The organism is Bradyrhizobium sp. KB893862 SZCCT0404 (assembly GCF_018130885.1).
GTDB classification, from domain to species: domain Bacteria; phylum Pseudomonadota; class Alphaproteobacteria; order Rhizobiales; family Xanthobacteraceae; genus Bradyrhizobium; species Bradyrhizobium stylosanthis.
In genome coordinates this window covers 51826-71126 of record NZ_JAFCLT010000014.1, presented here as the reverse complement: position 1 = coordinate 71126, position 19301 = coordinate 51826, and the positions used below count along the sequence as shown (strand labels likewise).

18 protein-coding genes are annotated in these 19301 nt (G+C 65.1%); 8 read left to right on the top strand and 10 right to left on the bottom strand.

Annotated features, from left to right (window positions below; translation table 11 throughout):
• Positions 1-265: 265 nt before the first annotated feature.
• Complete coding sequence (locus JQ617_RS36110) at positions 266-1234, bottom strand: DnaJ C-terminal domain-containing protein (RefSeq protein ID WP_212030515.1); 969 nt, start codon at positions 1232-1234, stop codon at positions 266-268.
• Between the two features lie 110 nt (positions 1235-1344).
• The gene (locus JQ617_RS36105) at positions 1345-1740 is read right to left on the bottom strand and encodes an RT0821/Lpp0805 family surface protein (RefSeq protein ID WP_347336396.1); all 396 of its coding nucleotides are present in this window, start codon (positions 1738-1740) and stop codon (positions 1345-1347) included.
• Positions 1741-1865: 125 nt separating this feature from the next.
• On the opposite strand from JQ617_RS36105, the gene pdxH reads away from it, so the two are divergent.
• From pdxH to JQ617_RS36090, 3 genes are read left to right on the top strand one after another with little or no spacing between them, the layout of a single operon-like run.
• Positions 1866-2507, top strand: a complete 642-nt coding sequence (gene pdxH, locus JQ617_RS36100) for a pyridoxamine 5'-phosphate oxidase (RefSeq protein ID WP_145668101.1) — start codon at positions 1866-1868, stop codon at positions 2505-2507.
• 50 nt (positions 2508-2557) lie between these two features.
• Positions 2558-3310: an SDR family NAD(P)-dependent oxidoreductase gene (locus JQ617_RS36095; RefSeq protein ID WP_063691688.1), complete on the top strand. Its 753-nt coding sequence runs from the start codon at positions 2558-2560 to the stop codon at positions 3308-3310.
• A gap of 17 nt (positions 3311-3327) precedes the next feature.
• Positions 3328-4101, top strand: a complete 774-nt coding sequence (locus tag JQ617_RS36090; RefSeq protein ID WP_212030514.1) for a class I SAM-dependent methyltransferase — start codon at positions 3328-3330, stop codon at positions 4099-4101.
• Between the two features lie 78 nt (positions 4102-4179).
• Here the strand turns inward: JQ617_RS36090 and JQ617_RS36085 are convergent, their stop codons facing one another.
• Both JQ617_RS36085 and JQ617_RS36080 read right to left on the bottom strand, forming a co-directional pair.
• On the bottom strand, positions 4180-4413 hold the full coding sequence (locus JQ617_RS36085) for a hypothetical protein (RefSeq protein ID WP_082885098.1): 234 nt from the start codon (positions 4411-4413) through the stop codon (positions 4180-4182).
• A gap of 205 nt (positions 4414-4618) precedes the next feature.
• A complete protein-coding gene (locus tag JQ617_RS36080; protein ID WP_063691694.1) occupies positions 4619-5596 on the bottom strand; it encodes a magnesium transporter CorA family protein in 978 nt (325 codons plus the stop codon).
• 337 nt (positions 5597-5933) lie between these two features.
• Here JQ617_RS36080 and JQ617_RS36075 point away from each other — a divergent pair, with 337 nt between their 5' ends.
• Positions 5934-6620: a L,D-transpeptidase gene (locus JQ617_RS36075; protein WP_063691696.1), complete on the top strand. Its 687-nt coding sequence runs from the start codon at positions 5934-5936 to the stop codon at positions 6618-6620.
• 36 nt (positions 6621-6656) lie between these two features.
• Here JQ617_RS36075 and JQ617_RS36070 read toward each other — a convergent pair whose 3' ends face one another.
• Entirely contained in the window at positions 6657-7739 is a 1083-nt protein-coding gene (locus tag JQ617_RS36070) for an extensin family protein (protein ID WP_212030513.1), read from the bottom strand.
• A gap of 65 nt (positions 7740-7804) precedes the next feature.
• On the opposite strand from JQ617_RS36070, the gene JQ617_RS36065 reads away from it, so the two are divergent.
• Positions 7805-9433, top strand: coding sequence for a fatty-acid--CoA ligase (locus JQ617_RS36065; protein WP_063691702.1), 1629 nt, complete (start codon positions 7805-7807; stop codon positions 9431-9433).
• Positions 9434-9497: 64 nt separating this feature from the next.
• Here JQ617_RS36065 and JQ617_RS36060 read toward each other — a convergent pair whose 3' ends face one another.
• Positions 9498-10706 (bottom strand): HTTM domain-containing protein, encoded by a 1209-nt coding sequence (locus JQ617_RS36060; RefSeq protein WP_212030512.1) that lies wholly within the window; start codon positions 10704-10706, stop codon positions 9498-9500.
• 193 nt (positions 10707-10899) lie between these two features.
• On the opposite strand from JQ617_RS36060, the gene JQ617_RS36055 reads away from it, so the two are divergent.
• Positions 10900-11754, top strand: a complete 855-nt coding sequence (locus JQ617_RS36055; protein ID WP_063691708.1) for a DUF1499 domain-containing protein — start codon at positions 10900-10902, stop codon at positions 11752-11754.
• A gap of 130 nt (positions 11755-11884) precedes the next feature.
• Here the strand turns inward: JQ617_RS36055 and JQ617_RS36050 are convergent, their stop codons facing one another.
• The 4 genes from JQ617_RS36050 to JQ617_RS36035 form a co-directional block, all read right to left on the bottom strand.
• Complete coding sequence (locus JQ617_RS36050; RefSeq protein WP_212030511.1) at positions 11885-12805, bottom strand: MBL fold metallo-hydrolase; 921 nt, start codon at positions 12803-12805, stop codon at positions 11885-11887.
• A 169-nt stretch (positions 12806-12974) separates the two neighbouring features.
• Positions 12975-14189 (bottom strand): acyl-CoA dehydrogenase, encoded by a 1215-nt coding sequence (locus JQ617_RS36045; protein WP_063691712.1) that lies wholly within the window; start codon positions 14187-14189, stop codon positions 12975-12977.
• Between the two features lie 192 nt (positions 14190-14381).
• A complete protein-coding gene (gene ribB / locus JQ617_RS36040) occupies positions 14382-15458 on the bottom strand; it encodes a 3,4-dihydroxy-2-butanone-4-phosphate synthase (protein WP_063691715.1) in 1077 nt (358 codons plus the stop codon).
• Positions 15459-15645: 187 nt separating this feature from the next.
• The gene (locus JQ617_RS36035) at positions 15646-17376 is read right to left on the bottom strand and encodes a cation:proton antiporter domain-containing protein (protein WP_212030510.1); all 1731 of its coding nucleotides are present in this window, start codon (positions 17374-17376) and stop codon (positions 15646-15648) included.
• Between the two features lie 67 nt (positions 17377-17443).
• Here JQ617_RS36035 and JQ617_RS36030 point away from each other — a divergent pair, with 67 nt between their 5' ends.
• Together JQ617_RS36030 and JQ617_RS36025 are read left to right on the top strand one after the other, a co-directional pair.
• On the top strand, positions 17444-17971 hold the full coding sequence (locus JQ617_RS36030; protein ID WP_063691720.1) for a DUF3124 domain-containing protein: 528 nt from the start codon (positions 17444-17446) through the stop codon (positions 17969-17971).
• Between the two features lie 82 nt (positions 17972-18053).
• Positions 18054-19286 carry an aminotransferase-like domain-containing protein gene (locus JQ617_RS36025; RefSeq protein ID WP_212030509.1) on the top strand — a complete coding sequence of 411 codons (1233 nt, stop codon included), beginning with the start codon at positions 18054-18056 and terminating at the stop codon, positions 19284-19286.
• The last annotated feature ends 15 nt before the right edge of the window (positions 19287-19301 follow it).

The window sequence follows — 19301 nt, the reverse complement described above, 5'->3', positions numbered from 1 at the left end:
CAAGACATGCATGCGTCTCATTATCGCACCGGGTGTTCACGCGATTATGAGGTGCGTTCGATCCGCCGATCGACGCGGGCGGCCTCGATTGGGGTTTTTGGTACCGCGCTGGTCCCCCTCTCGAGGCCGCACCTTTTTATCGGCTGCCCCGCCGGACAGCCGACACGTCGAGTCGAAGCGCTACCACGCCTCGCGTGTATGATGAGCATCATCTCCTCGAAGATGCCCTACGCCTTCAGGAAAAACCCCTTCAGTTCTCGCCGCCCTAACCAAGCCCGCTACGTGGATTGTAGGGGTGTTGGTCCCGCCACTTCTCCATCAATGCTTCAAGCTCGGCGTCGTTCCCGTCCGGTAGCATAATCCTGATAGTGACGAAGAGATCCCCGGTTCCGCCGGATTTCGGCAAGCCCTTACCTTTGAGACGGAAGGTCCGGCCGCTGGAGGTGTTTTTGGGGACCGAGAGTTCCACGGCATTGCCGAGGGTGGGGACGCGGACCTTGGCGCCGAGCACGGCCTCGTAGAGCGTGACCGGAAGATCGATCCGCAAGTCCGCGCCCTCGACCTTGAAGTGCGGATGCGGCGCGATGCTGATGGTGATCAGGAGATCGCCGGGCGGATGGCCCTGGGCACTCTCGCCCTGCCCCCGCAGCCGGATCTGCTGGCCCTCGGTGACGCCGGCCGGAATCTTGACGTTGAGCTCCTTGCCGTTCGGCAGCCGGACCCGCTTCTCGCCGCCTTTGACCGACTCTTCCAGCGAGACCGACATGGCGACATTGACGTCGAGATCGAGCCCGATCCCGCCGGTGTCGAATTCAAACTGGGCACCGCCGCCGGCCCCGGGCCGCGCACCGCGCACCCCGCCGCCGAACATGCTGTTGAGGATGTCCTCGAACGCGCCTCCGCCCTGGCCGGGCCCGCCCGTGCCACCGCTCCGGAACGTGTAGTTCTCGAACCCGCCGGGACCCCCGCGACCGCGAGGCCCGCCGCCGCCCGGAAAGCCCTGGAAGCGCGGCTTGCCGTCGGCGTCGATCTCGCCGCGGTCGAACTGCTTGCGCTTGTCCTCGTCGCCGATGATCTCGTTCGCCGAGTTGATCTCGGAGAAGCGCTCGGCAGCCTTCGGGTCGTCCTTGTTGCTGTCGGGATGGTGCTTCTTGGCAAGCTTGCGATAGGCGCTCTTGATCGCGGCAGCGTTGGCGCTCCGCGGCACCCCCAAGACCTCATAGGGGTCGCGCATCCGTCACGTCTCCTTCAGGAATTCGAATTGTTCAAAGGGCTCCCCGCCCCCATCTGCGATCCATGTGGGGTGGGAGTGGCATTTTTGCAACTAGTCAGGCTAGCCGAATCCTAGCTCCGCCACGGCTTTAGCGTATGAATCTCCCAACGGCCACGGCTGCTTTGACAGCCGGCGCCCTGGAGCCAGCTCTCGGTGCTGCCGTTGACGTAGCTCGCCAGGAAATCGCGGCACTTGCGGCCGTCCTCGGCGGCATAGGATTGCGCGATCGGCGTCACCGAGCCGCGGGCGCCGGTCTCCGGATTCTCCCAGTGCTGGCTGGAATCCTTGTCGCCCTTGCTCAGCACGTCGGTGGCGGCGTTGCGGGCGAAGGCGAGATCGGTCTCCGTCGGCGCGGCGTCCTTCGCCGGCCGCGCGATCGAGCCGGTGAGGTCGCTGTCCTCGGCCTTGGCATAGGCGCTCTTGTCGCCACGGGAAAAGCTGCAGCCGCCGGCGCCGAGCCCGATCAAAATGATCGTCGTGACAAGGCTGGACGGCCGGATCGCCGATAGGCCAACGCGTCCCCATGCCCTATATAGGGCGGTAGCGGACAACAACGCGTTTTGGGCCGCGGGACGCAACTCGGACTCCGGACATGACCGACACGACCTCGATGAAACACCAGACACCCTTAACATCCGGTGATTTCACCGCCGCCGACGAGCCTTTTGCGCTGTTCGAGGCCTGGTTGAACGAGGCGATCAAGAGCGAGCCGAACGATCCGAACGCCATGGCGCTCGCAACCGTCGATCCCGATGGGCTTCCCGACGTGCGCATGGTGCTGATGAAGGGCTTCGATACCGAGGGTTTTGTCTTCTACAGCCACATCGCGAGCCAGAAGGGCCGCGAACTCGCCGCAAATCCTAAGGCAGCGTTACTTTTTCACTGGAAGTCGCTGCGCCGTCAGGTCCGCATCCGCGGCAACGTGACGCCGGTGACCGACGCCGAGGCCGACGCCTATTTCGCGACGCGGCCGAAGCAGGCGCAGATCGGCGCCTGGGCGAGCAAGCAGTCGCAGGAGTTGGAGAGCCGCTTCGCCTTCGAGCAGGCGATCGCAAAGGTCGCGGCCAAACACGTCATCGGCGAGGTGCCGCGGCCGCCGGGCTGGAGCGGCTGGCGCATCACGCCCACCCGCATCGAGTTCTGGCACGACCGCCCATTCCGCCTGCACGACCGCATCGAATTTCGTCGTGACGCCGCCGGCCAGAAGTGGTCCAAGACGCGGATGTATCCTTGAGCCCTGTCCCGAACCTGGTCTCGCGCTTCGGATCGACCTGAAAGATGTCCATGCCGCATTCGTCCAACCTGCCGCGTCGTACGCTGCTTCTGACCGGCGCGAGCCGCGGCATTGGCCACGCCACCGTGATCCGCTTCTCCTCCGCGGGCTGGCGCGTCATCACCTGCTCGCGGCATGCCTTCCCCGAGGACTGTCCGTGGGATGCAGGCCCCGAGGACCACATCCAGGTCGACCTCGGCGATCCCGAGGACACCGCGCGCGCCATCTCCGAGATCCGCAACCGGCTCGAAGGCGGCGTGCTGCATGCGCTGGTCAACAACGCCGCGATCTCGCCGAAGGGCCCCGGCGGCTCCCGGCTCGGATCGGTCGACACTGACCTGGAGACCTGGACGCATGTCTTCCACGTCAACTTCTTCGCGCCGATCATGATCGCGCGCGGGCTGATCGAGGAACTGAAGGCGGCCAAGGGTTCGGTCGTGAACGTCACCTCGATCGCGGGCTCGCGCGTGCATCCCTTCGCGGGCGCCGCCTATGCGACCTCGAAGGCCGCGCTTGCCGCGCTGACGCGCGAGATGGCCTCCGACTTCGGACGCGTCGGCGTGCGCGTCAACGCGATCGCGCCGGGCGAGATCGACACCTCGATCCTGTCGCCGGGCACCGAGAAGATCGTCGACCAGCAGATCCCGATGCACCGCCTCGGCACGCCCGACGAGGTCGCCAAGATCATCTACGTGCTGTGCACGGACACCAGCTCCTACGTCAACGGCGCCGAGATCCACATCAACGGCGGCCAGCACGTCTAGGCCAGAACGACGCAAGCATGGGCCGTTTCGCGAGCACGGCGTCACTTTATGAGTATTTGCGGCCGCCCTACCCGGCGGAATTTTTCCGCAGCGTGGCGCATCGGCTCGGTCTCACCAGACAGAGCAGCCTGATTGATCTCGGTACGGGACCCGGGCTGCTGGCGCTGGGCTTCGGCCCTTATGTCGGCCGTGTCGTCGGCGTAGATCCGGAGCCTGCGATGCTCGACTCCGCGCGGCTTGCCGCTTCGCGCGCGGGTCGACATGTCACGCTGATCGATGGCAAGGCCGAGACGCTCGCTGCCGATATCGGCAGCTTCGACATCGTGACGATCGGGCGCGCCCTGCACTGGATGGATCGCGAGCCGACGCTTGCGCGGCTCGACCAGCTGGTCGCGCACGACGGTGCAATTGCGATCTGCGCCTCGTTCTCGGCCGCCGACGGCAGCAACCCCTGGCTCGACGGCTACAACGAGATCCGGCGCCGATGGTCGCCGGCGAAGCTGTGGGAGGAGGCCGGCCGGGGCACGCGGACACACCGCGATCTCCCCACCTTCTTTCGCGGCAGCTCGTTTCAGCCCACCGAACTGGTCACGGTCGAGACCAGCCACCTGGTCGGCCTGCATGATCTGGCGAAACGCACGCTCACCTATTCGTCGTCATCGCCGGAAGCGCTGGGCGAAAATGTCGATGAGATGCTGCGCGATGTCGGGCAGCATCTCGCGCCCTTCAGCCGCGACGGTGGCATCGCCGAGACCATCGTCTCGACGGCGCAGATCGTGAAGCGCTATTGAAATTGCCGAACAAGGGAAGCAAGGCGATCCAGACAACGCCGCCGCAAGACCTGGATCGCCCGCCCTTCCTTCCGTTCCTCAATCGACTCGAATCCGACGCGACCGGTCGCGCAGCCTCGACGTCGCAGCATTTGGAGCTGCGGCATTGAATGCAGTCGAGCAGTCGTCGTCATTCTCGCCATCGAGCAGCGGAGCACCACAGTGCCGGCACATGCGCGCCGACATCGACGACGCCTTGCCGCTCGCCAGGACCTGACGATAGTTCGCCAGATCGATGACGTTGCGGGGCGACGTTATGTGTTTTTCAACCATGGCTGTTCCTCGCGGCTACGCACTGCTTATCGCAGACAAGTTTCGCGCAAACGTTCAGCCCACCGCTCAAATTTTACCGGAGGAATTGGGGCGGCGCGCACACATCACCGCGACGCCGCAATCCCGCTCTATTCTGCGACACGATGCGCCCTGTCTCTGCGACCGGCGTAAGGTCTCGGTCACTATTTTCCGAGAGCGGCCGGGATCACAGCCACTTCTTCCATTTGAAGATCCAGTACGGAACAATGGCGGCGGCCAGCATCATCACGAGCGCCATCGGATAGCCGTGCGCCCATTCGAGCTCGGGCATCGCCTTGAAGTTCATGCCGTAGATCGAGGCGATCAGCGTCGGCGGCATCAGGACAACGGCCATGACCGAAAACAGCTTGATGATGTTGTTCTGCTCGAGATTGACGACGCCGAGCATGGCATCGAGCACGAAAGTGATCTTGTTGGAGAGATAAGAAGCGTGGTCGGTCAGCGACGCCACGTCGCGCTGCATGGTCTTGAGCTGCTCGCGCATGTCCTTCGACCACTTCACGCCCTCCACCACGGCGGAGAGGAAGGTGACGACGCGGCCGATCGAGACCAGGCTCTCGCGAACCTTCGAGGTCAGGTCGCCCTTGCGGCCAATCGAGATCAGGATCTGGGAGTATTGCTTGGCGTGGCCGTGGCGCTCGCTCTCGGGCTCGAAGATGTCGTGGCTGACCTGGTCGATTTCGGCGCCGCAGCGCTCCAGGATGTCGGCGCAGCGGTCGATCACGGCGTCCAGCAGCTCCATCAGCACCATCTCGCCGGTGATGGAGGGCGTGCAGGAACGGGCCAGCTTGGCCTCCACCAGCGCGAAGGGCTTCGGCAGGTCGTAGCGGACCGTCACCAGGCGGTGGTCGCCCAGGATGAAGGTCACCGCCGTGGTCCTGGGCATGTCGGTATCGGAGTGGCACATCAGCGTCGCGGTCATGTAGCGCGCGCCGTTCTCGATATAGAGCCGGCTGGAGATCTCGATCTCCTGCATGTCTTCCCGGGTCGGGATGGCGATGCCCGCCAGCCGCTCCACGGCCTTGTCCTCGACGGCCGAGGGATTGACGAGGTCAATCCAGACCGCGTTCTCCGGCAGCGCCGCAAGATCGTCGATGACCGCCTTTTTGAGGGAGCCCTCGGAGGGAACAAACACCGAAAACATGAACGACTCCAGAGGACCTGCGTCAGAATGACAGCCCTTAGCGCGATTCTGACAGGATCACGATGACAACTGCATTAACGGAGAGTTTGCATTTGTGGCGCCGCGATGGCCCAACTGTGGCACGGAATCGACAGTCCCGGCCATCCCTGCCCTAAAACCCCCACAGCAACGCAAAACTTGCGGCAGAAAAGCCACAGCTTGGGTCTCGCAGCGCGGGATAAGGCCTTCAGTGCTGGAATTGTGGCAGATTTCAACGATAATGGGATTAACGGAGTCGAGGAACTTGGGCGCTAGGCTCGGGCCTTCCGCACGGTATTTGTTTGATTGGAACCAAACCATGTCGTCGCTGAAAGTTAAGTTGGGAATTTTGGCCGCTGGCCTGATGCTGTCGGGCTGCATGCAGGCCACGCATTTCGAGGCGACGGACACCAAGGCATTCAAGCCGAAGGACAAGGAACTCCTTGCCAAGGTTCGGTACGAGAACACCCCGGTCGCCGAGCCGTTCCGCCGCGCCATCGTCGACTACCACCGCAAGGAGTCCCCCGGCTCGATCGTGGTCGATTCCGACAACCATTACCTCTATTACGTGCAGGATGGCGGCAAGGCGATCCGTTACGGCATCACCGTTGGCGAAGAAGCCATGGCCTGGTCGGGCATCGCCAAGGTCGGCAGCAAGACCGAGTGGCCGGCTTGGCACCCCACCCCCGGCGAAATTTCGCGCCTTGGCGTGCCGACCTATGTCGCACCCGGCCCGGACAATCCGATGGGCTCTCGCGCGATTTACCTCTATTCGGGCGGGAAAGACACGCTGTTCCGCATCCACGGCACCAACCAGCCGGAATATATCGGCGCCTCGATCTCGTCGGGCTGCATCCGCCTGACCAACGAGGACGCGATCGATCTCTATGATCGCGTCAAGGTCGGCACGATCGTGGTCGTGCTCGAGCCCAAGCATGGCGACTCGCCGTACAATTCGCGCCTCGCGCTCGGCGGCAGCCAGACCGGCCAGGCCGGCAGCTACTGATCAGTTCCTGATCGCAAAGATCCAAAAGCGCCGGTTTCACCGGCGCTTTTTTGTTGCCGGCTTGTGCGGCTGATCCTTCTTCCCGGACACCGGCTTGTCCTCGGGCGGAGAAGACTTCTCCGCCGCCTCGTCGTCGGCGCCTTCCTTGGCATCGGGCTTTGCCGCGACCTCGCGCGGCGGCGCCTCCTCGGGGCGCTCCGCCGGCAAGAGCGGCGCAACCTGCGGCAGGGGATCCCAGACGTTCCACTGGCAAATCCGGTAGTCGTTGCGCCGCTGGGCGAGATCGAGATGGATGTGGTCCTCGTGGTACCAGTCCGAGCCCGGGCCGAGCACCGTGGAGAAGCGCGCGCAGACCGAATGCAGCACGCGCTCGCGCACCTCGCGCGACAGCGTGCGGTCGGTGAGCCCGATCGACTGCCCGTTGGCGAGCTTGATGGCGCGGACGTCAAGGGCGTTGGCCTTGCCGTGCTCGGACAGCATCGCGCCGGCGATGCGGTTGCGGCCCCGGCACTCGAAACTGTCGAAATTGTCGAGATCGCTGACGGTCGTGCCGAGGCTTGTGGCCAGCGGCACCATGTCCTTGCGTACCCAATCGGCGATCGCGGAGGCCATGGTGCAGCGGAGGATCGCCGCCGGCTTCACCGCCACCTTGCGCTTGTCCGGCAGCACGATGGCCTCGAGCCGCACCAGATCCTCGCCGCCGCAGGCGCCGGGGCCGCGGATGTCGGGAATGGAGGGCGCGACCGCGATCTCCTCGGTCAGCGCGAGGCGGCAGGCCGAGAGCTGCTTCTCGGGCGGCGGCGCGGCCTCGGCGGGCTTGCCGCTCGGCTTGTCGGGAGCAGGCTTGCCTTCGGTCTCGGGCGCGGCCTCGTCGGTTGCTTTGGGGGCTTCCTCCGGACGGGGCTTTGGTAGCGGTATCTTGCTGGAATGAACTGCTGTGCGCGGCCTCGGCGGTGCTCCAAGACCAAAGATATCGAGCGGCGCAGCATATTTCCGCGCCTCTGCCTTCTCGGCGAGCACAAGCGACAGCCCCAGCGCGACGGTAACCATTGCCGCGCGGGCGGACATATAGCCGCGACAAGACCATTTGCGGCGAAAGTCCGGCAGGCTAAAACTCATGACAATTCTTTGGCCCAACGCTGAGAGCGATAACGCGCCCAGCGACTTCTCGGAGGAACGTCGGAATGCTTGGTTTGATGCAAGATTGGCCCCTGCTCTGCCACCGGATCATCGAACACGCCGCCAGGATTCATGGCAAGCAGGAGGTCGTCACCCGATCGGTCGAGGGACCGATCCATCGCACCACCTATGCCGAGATCCACAAGCGCTCGCTCAAGGTCTCCCAGATGCTGGAGCGCGACGGCATCAAGCTCGGCGACCGTGTCGCCACGATCGCCTGGAACACCTGGCGCCATCTCGAGGTGTGGTACGGCATCATGGGCATCGGCGCCATCTGCCATACCGTCAATCCCCGCCTTTTCCCCGAGCAGATCGCCTGGATCATCAACCATGCGCAGGACCGCATCGTGATGACCGACATCACCTTCGTTCCGATCCTGGAGAAGATCGCCGACAAGCTGCCGAGCGTGGAGCGCTTCATCGTGCTCACCGACAAGGCGCATATGCCGCAGACCACGCTGAAGAATGCGATGGCCTACGAGGATTGGATCGCGCAGGCCGACGGCAATTTCAAATGGAAGGACTTTGACGAGAACACGGCAGCCGCGATGTGCTACACCTCCGGCACCACGGGCGATCCGAAGGGTGTGCTGTACTCGCATCGCTCCAACGTGCTGCACGCGCTGATGGCCAACAATGTCGACGCGCTCGGCACCAGCGCCTCCGAGACAATGCTGCCGGTGGTGCCGCTGTTCCACGCCAACAGCTGGGGCATCGCCTTCTCCGCGCCCTCGCAGGGCACCAAGCTGGTCATGCCCGGCGCCAAGCTCGACGGCGCCTCGGTCTACGAGCTGCTCTCGACCGAGAAGGTGACGCATACCGCCGGCGTGCCCACGGTGTGGCTGATGCTGCTGCAGCACATGACCGCCAACAATCTGAAGCTGCCGGACCTGAAGATGGTGATCTGCGGCGGCTCGGCGATGCCGCGCTCGATGATCAAGGCCTTCCTCGACATGGGCGCGAACGTCCGCCACGCCTGGGGCATGACCGAGATGAGCCCGATCGGCAGCGTCGCGGCGCTGAAGCCGCCGTTCCAGAACGCGACCGGCGACGCCAGGCTCGACGTGCTGCAGATGCAGGGCTATGCGCCCTTCGCGGTGGAGATGAAGATCACCGACGATGCCGGCAAGGAACTGCCCTGGGACGGCAAGACCTTCGGCCGCCTCAAGGTTTCGGGGCCCGCCGTCGCCAAGGCCTATTACCGCGTGGATGCCAACATCCTCGACGAAGAAGGCTTCTTCGACACCGGCGACGTCTCGACCATCGACGAGGACGGCTACATGCGGATTACCGACCGCTCCAAGGACGTGATCAAGTCCGGCGGCGAGTGGATCTCCTCGATCGACCTCGAAAACCTCGCGGTCGGTCACCCTGCCGTGGCGGAAGCCGCCGTGATCGGCGTGTTCCACCCCAAATGGGACGAGCGGCCGCTGCTGATCGTGCAGCTCAAGCAGGGCCAGCAGGCCAGCCGCGAGGACATCCTGAAATACATGGACGGCAAGATCGCCAAATGGTGGATGCCCGACGACGTGGCTTTCGTCGACGGCATCCCGCATACCGCCACCGGCAAGATCCTGAAGACGGCGCTGCGCGACCAGTTCAAGGATTACCGCTTCCCGAACGCGGCGGCTTGAGCCCCACACCGCAACGACATCGGCAATGCGGCCCCTCGCGGGGCCGCATTGTTTTTGGGGCCGCTTACAATTGCGAGCAGCGAAAGCCGATCTCGGGGCGGCTGAAGAACAGGCGCTGCTCCTTCACCACAAGCACGAGCTGGTTGCGATCGCCCAGGGCGTGGCACAGATCTCCGGCAATGGTCTTGAACACGCGCGTCTCCGCATAGGGCGTCACGTTGAGATCCGCGATCGCCCAGCGCTGCAGATTGAGCACGTTGGTATTCTCCGAAGTATGGACCAGATACCGGCGGACGCCGTCCGGCGTCGAGGCCGCACCGAGGTCGCTGAGATAGATCTGCGCCTCGGTGAGATTGCCGGAATAGAGCGCCGAGGACAGATAGGAATCCCAGAGATTGAAGAAACTCAGCGCCGGCAGCACGACGAACAGCGCCATCGCCGCACCATGGCGAAGGTCGCGCACGTTCCAGACGATGTCGCGCCAGGTGAAGTCATCGCGACCCGAAAACAGCAGCACGTCGAACAGCGCCATGGCCGCGGTCCAGGGCCAGACGATGTCGTTCCAGTTCAAGCCCAACGGACCGAACATCGCCAGGATGAAGATGTGCATGCCAACCGCGGCCGCGAGCGAGGCGCGACGGAAGCGCCGGGTCAGCAGGCCGAGACCAAACGCCACCTGAACGAAGGGGACCAGAAAGCCGAGGGCATCGAGAGGGGTGGCCATCGACGGAAGCAGGCTGGTGATGGGCGTGATGATCCAGGAGAACTCATTCTCCATGAAGTTGAGGTTGGCTTTCTGCAGCCCGGAGAAGACGTAGGTGAAGGCGATGACCAGGCGGGCCATGTTCAGCGTCTGGAGATCGTCGGCCGACGCCACGCGACGACCGCGCGCGAGCCCGACGACCGCGAGCAGGAAGCTGTATTGAAACACCCAGGGCTGCCACCGCGTCTGGTCGGCAAGACAGAACGCGACGATGACGGCGAGGAAGCCCGCAACCGGCCAGCGCGCGCGTGGAACGATCGCGGCAATCCCGGCCAGCACGAACAGTGCGCCATAGAGCGCCGCCGCCACGGTACCCTCGATCGGCGGCAGCAGCGACCAGACCGGCACCTCGGGATAGGACCGGGGCCCTATCCATAGTCCCGGGGACATCGCGAGCCCGATCGAAAACGCGACAAGGATCGTCAACCGGAGCAGAAACAGCCGTCGCGACAGGGCCGCGCCGGCATCCTTCGCACGACCTTCCTTGCCGGTCCTCCCTGGCTTCTCCATGGCCTTCCCCGCGAACCGCAATACACACCTATGTGGCGCGTCGCGGGCGGTTGGTTCGACCGCCATGTCCCCGGACTTTCACCGGCTCAGAACCGGGATAAACCGCTTCACAGCGCTGCGGAAAATGCGCTAGGTCAGCTTGCTCCCGTCGCCCGTCCCCTCGCCCGGCGACTCACACCGGTGATGGAACAGCATGGCCCGCAGGTTTTCCGCTCCCTACCAGACGGAGCCCGTGTCCAGCCTCGCCAGCTGGGCGCGCAATCTCGCCGTGTTCGCGGTGGTGGCCGTCCTGGTGTCGATCCTCGTCGTTCGTTTCGGCTTCCTTGAGCCGAAGCCTGCCCTCGTCACCTTCTTCGGCGGCCTTGCGATCGCGGGGCTCTCAATCCTGTTCGGCCTCGCCGGCTTCGCCGCGATCTGGCAGAACGGCTCGCGCGGCATGGCGCGCATCCTGCTCGCCTTCCTGATCGACGGCGCGATCCTCGCCTACCCCGCCTATCTCGCCCTGCAATACCGCAAGCTGCCGGCGATCCACGACATCACCACCGACCCGATCGACCCGCCGCGCTTCGACGCCCTCGCCCGCCTGCGCACCGGCGACGGCGCCAATAGCGCCGTCTATGCCGGCCTCTATTCGGCCGAGCAGCAGCGCCACTTCTATCCCGACATCGAGCCGATCGAGCTCGAGATCCCGGTCGATCGCGCCTATGCGATCGCGCTTCAGCTGGTCAACAAGCGCAAATGGCTCGTCATCGACGAGCGCGCACCGCAGCCGCCGCGCCGCATCGGCCGCATCGAGGCGGTGGCCCGCACGCCGATCATGGGTCTGCGCGAGGACATTTCCATCAGGGTCGTGCCCGACGGCGAGGATTCCCGCGTCGATATCCGCTCCGCCTCGCGCTATTTCGACAGCGACCTCGGCAGCAATGCCGCGCGCGTGACGAAATTCATCGACGACCTCAACACCGCCGCAGATGCCGATGCACTCAAGCCGGTGAAGAAGACCCCGGTGGCGCCGCCGAAGGCACCTGCGAAGACGGTGAAGAAGTGACGCGCTGGCGTCATCGCGGGGGCGCCACAGCGCGGCGAACTCTGGTGCGAAATTGCGCACCTGGGGATCTCGATATTGTAGCGCGAGATTCGGGGGTCTCGCTTCGCGAGCCCCGGAATGACGACAGGGCCTAGCCCGCCATCCTGTAGGTGCCCGTGATCACGGGATCGCCATCCGTCGCCACCACGCCGCGCGCAACGAGGTCCTCCAGATGCGCCAGCACGGAATAGCCTGCGGCCGTCGTCAGGCGCGGGTCGATGCCGATATAGATCGCGCGCACCATGGTCGGGATGTCGGTCTCGCCCTTGGCGAGGCGATGCAGGATCGAGGCCTCGCGCGCCTTGCGGTGCCGGATCAGGAAACGCACGAAGCGCGGGCCATCCGGGATCTCGGGGCCGTGGCCGGAGAAGTAGAGATCCTCCTCGCGTCCGGCCAGACGGTCCAGCGACTCCATGTAGTCGATCATCGAGCCGTCGGGCGGCGCCACGATCGAGGTCGACCAGCCCATGACGTGGTCGCCGACGAAGTTGAACTTCCGCTCCGGCCAGGCGAAGGCGAGATGGTTGGCGGTGTGGCCGGGCGTCGCCACCGCCTCCAGACGCCAGCCGTCGCCCTCGACGACGTCGCCATGGGCAATCCGGATGTCGGGCGCGAAATCGCGGTCGACGCCGGATTCCGGATCGTGCTTCTCGCTCTCGAAGCGCGGCCGCGAGGCGCGGTGCGGGCCTTCGGCGTAAACCGGCGCGCCGGTCGCCTGCTTGATCCGCGCCGTGTTCGGCGAATGGTCGCGGTGGGTGTGGGTGACGAAGATATGCGTCACGGTCTCGCCGCGCGCGGCCTCGAGCAGCGCGGCCGCATGCGCCGCATCGTCAGGACCGGGATCGATGATCGCGACGTTGCCTCGGCCTACGATGTAGCTGACGGTGCCGGTGAAGGTGAACGGGCTCGGATTGTTACAGAGCACGCGCCGCACGCCGGGACGGACTTCCTCGACGATTCCAGGCTTGAGCGGAAAGTTGCGGTTGAACGGGACGTCGTCGTTGTCGGACATGGCTTGCTCGTACCTTGCTGACTTCGTCATGCCCGGCCTTGCGCCGGGCATCCACGTTCTTCGCGTCGCCTAAGACGTGGATGGCCGGGACATCTAGCGCGAAGACGCGCTTCGCGCTTTTGCCCGGCCATGACGTAGGAGAGTTCTCCTGCCTCTTATTCTCGAGCACTCAGAAAAATGCCTGGATGCCCGTGATGGCGCGGCCGAGGATCAGGGCGTGGACGTCGTGGGTGCCCTCGTAGGTGTTGACCGTCTCGAGGTTATGGACGTGGCGCATCACGTGGTACTCGGCCGAGATGCCGTTGCCGCCGTGCATGTCGCGGGCGACGCGGGCGATGTCGAGCGCCTTGCCGCAATTGTTGCGCTTCATGATCGAGATCATCTCGGGCGCGAACTTGCCCTCGTCCATCAGGCGGCCGACTCGAAGCGAGCCCTGCAGACCGAGCGCGATCTCGGTCTCCATGTCGGCGAGCTTCTTCTGCACCAGCTGGGTCGCGGCAAGCGGCTTGCCGAACTGCTTGCGGTCGAGCGTGTACTGGCGGGCGCGATGCATGCAGTCCTCGGCAGCCCCGAGCGCGCCCCAGGAGATGCCGTAGCGGGCGCGGTTGAGGCAGCCGAACGGGCCCTTGAGGCCGGAGACATTGGGCAGCAGCGCACTCTCGGGGACCACGACGCCGTCCATCACGACCTCGCCGGTGATCGAGGCGCGGAGCGACAGCTTGCCGCCGATCTTCGGCGCGGACAGCCCCTTCATGCCCTTCTCCAGCACGAAACCGCGGATCTGGTTGTCGTGCTCGGCCGATTTGGCCCAGACCACGAACACGTCGGCGATCGGCGCATTCGAGATCCACATCTTGCTGCCGGTGAGGCGATAGCCGTCCGAGACCTTCTCGGCGCGGGTCTTCATGCCGGCCGGGTCGGAGCCGGCGTCGGGCTCGGTCAGGCCGAAGCAGCCGACCCACTCGCCGCTGGCGAGCTTCGGCAGGTACTTCTTGCGCTGGTTCTCGTCGCCATAGGCGTAGATCGGATACATCACCAGCGAGGACTGCACCGAGTTCATCGAGCGATAGCCGGAATCGACCCGCTCGATCTCACGCGCGACGAGGCCATAGGCGACGTAGCTCGCATTGGCGCAGCCATATTCCTCGGGCAGCGTGATGCCGATCAGGCCGAGCTCGCCCATCTCGTTGAAGATCTCGCGGTCGGTCTTCTCTTCCAGATAGGCCTTGGTGACGCGCGGCAGCAGCTTGTCCTGGGCATAGGCGCGCGCGGTGTCGCGCACCATGCGCTCGTCTTCGGTCAGCTGCTCGTCGAGCAGGAACGGATCGTCCCACTGGAAGGAAGCCGCAGCCGGCTTGTCCTTGGTCTGAGGGCGCACGCTCATGAAACGTCCTTTCGCGTCTGGTTCCGTCTAAAAATTGCCCGACAAATTAAAGCGCCGCGGCAACAAGTGCAATTGCATCCTGGTTTCGGTCGTTCCGGATCGCGCACCCGGCGCGCCCCCGGAATTTCTGGGTCCACAACCTCGAGCTTCCGGGTCTGGCGCTTTCGGCGCCATCCCGGAACGACAATGCGGTCAGATCTCGAGTTGCTCGTTGGCGACGATCTCGATGCCGAAGCCTGACAGGCCCTTGTAGTCGTGCACCGAGGAGGTGAGGTGCCGGATCGAGGTGACGCCGAGATCGCGCAGGATCTGCGCGCCGACGCCGATCTCGCGCCACTGGCGGTTGCGGTCGGCTTCCGTGGACGACTCGTCCGGAAGCGGGGACACGGGCACGCCGGCGGCGCCGTCGCGCAGATAGACCAGCACGCCACGGCCGGTCTTCCTGAAATGCTCGAGCACGGCGGCCATGCGCTTGTGGCCGGTGAAGGTGTCCTTGACGATGTTCGGCTTGTGGAAGCGCGTCAGCACGTTCTTGCCGTCGCCGACACCGTTGTAGACGAAGGCGACGTGGGCGATGGAATCGAACGGCGAGCGGTAGGCATAGCCCTGCAGGGGTCCGATCGGGCTCTCGGTAACGAAGGTCGAGACCCGCTCGATCAGCTTCTCGCGCGCCTGGCGGTAGGCGATCATGTCCGCGATGGTCACGTGCTTGAGCTTGTGCCTGGCAGCGAACTGCGCGACCTGCTCGCCCTTCATCACGCTGCCGTCGTCGTTCATCAGCTCGCTGATGACGCCGACCGGCGGCAGGCCGGAGAGCTTGCAGAGATCGACGGCGGCTTCCGTATGGCCGGAGCGCAGCAGCACGCCGCCGTCCTTGGCGATCAGCGGGAAGATGTGGCCGGGCCGGGCGAAATCGTTGGCGCCGACATTGGGATTGGCGAGCGCGCGGCAGCACGAGGCGCGCTCCTCGGCGGAAATGCCGGTGCCGCCGTCGGGCTTGTAGTCGATCGAGACCGTGAACGCGGTGGTGTGCGCGGAGTCGTTGTGGGCCACCATCGGATCGAGCCGCAGCCGGCGCGCATCCTCGGTGGTCACGGGGGCGCAGACGATGCCGGAGGTATGGCGGATGATGAATGCCATCTTCTCGGCGGTGCAGAGCGAGGCGGCGACGATCAGATCGCCCTCGCCCTCGCGGTCGTCGTCGTCGGTCACGACGACGAGCTCGCCCCTGGCAAAGGCCTGCAAGACTTCCTGGACGGTATCGGGCATGTCCCAATCTCTATCGGTTAGGGGCCGGAGGCTTGCCGGACGCCTTAGCCGGACTTGGGCCCAAGCGCTAGTGTCCTGGACGCAACCGCATATGCCTGACGGCGGGCCGGCCCGCGCGCCTCAGGCTTGCACCGAAGATACCAGGGATATAGGCGCGAAGGCCCCGGACGGAAGACGGCCGGCCGCGTCAGGGCAGCACTTCGCGCCGCTCGCCGAGCCGCTGGTCGAGCTCGGCGCGCTTGTCGGCGAGCAGACCGGCCTGGGCGGCTTCGATCACGGTAAACAGCTCATGAGCATCGCTGAGCCGGGTCACCGTGACGTAGCTGGCGCCCGCCGCATAGAGCTCGCCCACATCCGACAGGAGATCGGCCGTGGCAACGATCATGGCGGTCGGATTGAGGGTGCGGACGTGGCGGACCAGCTTCTCGTTGCTGGCGCCCTTCAGGAGCGAATCCGGCACGCTGAGGATGATCATCTCGGACTTGCCGACGCCGGCATGGAGCAGCGTATCGGCGCTGCTGATGTCGCCATAGATCACGTGCAGACCGCGTGAAACCAGTGTCTGGTACACATTGGGGTTGAAATCGACCACCGTGATCTGCTCCAGCAGCACCGGGGCCTGCCGCTCGATTTCCGCCAGCAGCGCGCTCGCCGCACGGAAAAAGCCGAGGATGACGATGCGGCGGGCCTCGCCATGGCCGGCCTCGTGGCCCTCCTCGGCATGGCCGTTGCCATGGTCGAGATCGCGCAGGCCGATCCGCTTCAACGGGCCGATCGCCCAGCGGGTGATCTCGTCGCTGCGGCTCATGGCGAAGGTCGAGAGCACGGCGAGCACGACGAAGGCGAAGGAGGCCGCGTTCGCCGTCTCGGCCGCGATGTGGTGGTCGGAGACGCCGGTCTGGATCACCACCAGCGAGAATTCCGAGATCTGCGCCAGGTTGAGGGCCGGCAGCAGGCTGGCGCGCAGCCCCTGCCTCATCAAATAGAGCGGCGTGAAGGTGGTGACGAGGCGGCTCACCACCGTGAACGCCGCGATCATCAGGGCAAGCCCGATCACGGAGAGGCCGGGCACCGGGATGGTCATGCCGAGCGCGACGAAGAACAGGGTGATGAAGAAGTCGCGGAGCGTGGTGACCTTGGCGGTGACGTCGAGCGCGTAGGGAAAGGTCGAGAGCGAGACGCCGGCGATCAGCGCCCCCATCTCCCGCGACAGCGACAGCCGCTCGGCGGTTTCGGCAACGAGAAAGCACCAGGCCAGCGCGCCGAGCAGGATCAGCTCCGGCCGCCGGGCGATCTGGTGAAACACGCGCGGCAGCACATAGCGGCTGACCAGCAGCGCGGCCGCGACCAGTACCGCGACACGGGCGATGGAGAGCAGGATGACGGTGACTTCCAGATTGGCAAGGCTCGGCTGCACCGCCAGGAACAGGATGGCGAAGATGTCCTGGAGCACCAGCACGCCGAGGGTGATGCGGCCCGGCAGCGTGTCGAGCTCGCGCTTCTCGTAGAGCACCTTGACGATGATGACCGTGCTCGACAGCGCGCAGGCGACGCAGAGATAGACGGCGTCGAAGTGCCCGCCGCCGATCGACAGGCCGATGCCGACGAAGAACAGCACCCCGAGCAGGCAGCCGCCGAGCAACTGGCCGCCGGCCGCGAACAGGATCACCTTGCCCGCCCGCACGATCTTCTTCAGGTCGATCTCGAGCCCGATCATGAACAGCATGAAGATCAGGCCGAGCTCGGAGATGACGCTGATCGATTCCTGCGAATGGACCCAGCCGGCACCGAATGGACCTATGCAAAAGCCGGCGATAAGGTAGGCCAGGATCAGCGGCTGCCGGGAAAAATGGGCGAGCAGGCCCAGCATCCAGGCAAACAGAATACAGAGAGTGATGTCGCGAATGAGCTCGTGCATACCAAATTGGTCCGTTTCGCCGCACCCTAGAGGCGGGTTGCGGCGCGGCAAGCGAGCAATTCGTCACATGCGGAAGGGGCTGTTCGCAGCATTGCTGCTATGTCCCCTTGCCTGTGCCGCGCCCGCAGCCGCGCAATCCAAGGTCAATATCGAACAAAACTTTGCCGATTCGCTCACCGCACTGCCGAAAGAGGAACTCGCGGTGTCCGGCGGGTTCTACGTGCCGGCCTATTCCAGCGTTGCGATGAGCCAGGGCAAGCTGCGCGTCGATTTCTCGGTGACATTGAGCGTCCACAACGCCTCCGAGACCCAGCCACTGGTGGTCAAACGCATCGCCTATTTCGACACCTCAGGCAAGCAGGTCGAGAGCTATCTGAAGGCGCCGGTGGCCTTGAAGCCGCTCGCCACCGTCTCGATCTTCGTTCCGACCGACGACGTGCGCGGCGGCACCGGAGCCAATTTCATCGTCGACTGGGCCGCAACCGGCGACATCTCCGAACCGGTGGTCGAAGCCTTGATGGTTGGCGGCGTCGCCAATGCGCATTACGCTTTCATCAGCCAGGGCCGTCCGACCCGGACGGCCGGAAGGAAATAGGACCGTCCACCCCGGACGGCCCCAAGACGCAAGGCCGGTGCAAAGCCGGCCGCTCGACAAGAACAAAACGAGGAACGCTCCCATGACGTCCAGCTTCGATTTCGCCCCCCTGTTTCCTGCGGGGCTGCCGGCCCCGACTGCGCGCTGGACGGGCCTGGCCAAATACAGCTTCGTCGGCGGCAACAATGATTCCGAACAGGTGCCGCTCGACGAGCTGATCGAGGCCACCAACATTGTGTTGCGGCGCGAGGGCCGCTCGCTCGCCACTTACGGGCTGGCGCACGGGCCGCAAGGCTACCTTCCCCTGCGCGAATTCCTCGTGACCAAGCTGAAGCGCGACGCCGGCATCAATTGCACGGTCGACGATCTCCTGATCGTCTCCGGCTCGCTGCAGGCGCTCGACCTCGTCAACAACACGCTGCTGACGCGCGGCGACACCGTGATCTTCGAGCAGGACAGCTATCAGGGCTCGCTGAACCGCCTCGCCCGGCTTGGCGTCAACGTGGTCGGCATCCCCCTCGACAGCGACGGCATGCGCATGGACGTGCTGGCCTCGACGCTCGCCGACCTGAAGAGCCGCGGCATCCGTCCGAAATACATCTACACCATCCCGACGGTGCAGAACCCGACCGGCAGCATCATGCCGGAGAGCCGCCGCGCCGAGCTGGTGCGGCTGGCGAGCGAATACGGCGTGCCGATCTTCGAGGACGATTGCTATGCCGACCTGGTCTGGTCCGGACACCGACCGCCCGCGATCCATGCGATGAGCCCGAGCGGCGGCGTGATCCATATCGGCTCGTTCTCGAAGTCGATCGCGCCGGCGCTGCGCGTCGGCTTCATCGTCGCGCCCTGGGATGTGATGTCGCGGATGCTGTCGCTGAAGACGGATGCCGGCTCCGGCGCCCTGGAGCAGATGGTGCTGGCGGCCTATTGCAAGCCGCATTTTGCGACCCACGTGCCGGCGCTGACGAAGTCGCTGCGCACCAAGCTCGACACGCTGATGGAAGCGCTCAACGAGCAGTTCGGAACGGCGGCGGAGTTCGAGGAGCCCAAGGGCGGCATCTTCCTGTGGGTCAAGCTGCCCGACCAGGTCGATACGCTAAAGCTCTATCAGGCCGCGCTCGCCGCCGGCGTCTCGATCAATCCGGGGCCGGAATGGTCGACCAGCAAGAGCCATTCCAGCTCGCGCCTGCGGCTCTGCTTTGCGAGCCCGACGCATCAGCAGATCCGCGAAGGCGTCGCCGTGCTGGCGGAAGTGTGCCGCAAGGAGTTCGGCGTCCCGGCCCGCAGCGCCAATGTCGAGAAGCGGGCCTGAGGCTCGCTTACGCCG